The organism is Anaerovorax odorimutans, assembly GCF_024459955.1.
Lineage (GTDB): Bacteria > Bacillota > Clostridia > Peptostreptococcales > Anaerovoracaceae > Hominibacterium > Hominibacterium odorimutans_A.
On the sequence record NZ_JANFXK010000205.1, the window covers coordinates 1 to 237 of the forward strand.

1 pseudogene is annotated in these 237 nt (G+C 39.2%); it reads right to left on the minus strand.

What is annotated here, in order from left to right:
* Window positions 1–237: pseudogene (locus NE619_RS18485) on the minus strand (ISL3 family transposase); the annotation flags it as partial.

Below are 237 nucleotides of genomic sequence, written 5' to 3' on the forward strand. Positions count from 1 at the left end.
CGTTCCTTTACAGCGTAAAGAAAGTCTTGATATAACTGATAGCCTACACGCAAAGCAGGGCTCCCTTTCAGTAAGCGATCCACAATATCGGTCTCTGTTAAATGAGCTTTGAAGCCAGGTCGCCAAAGGCGTCGAGTATAATCAAGCTTGCGTTCATCTTTTTGAAGAAGTTTCCAGTATCTTTTTAATTGCTTACCTAATTGATAGTGTTTTTGTTCTTTGCTTTTTAATAGTTGG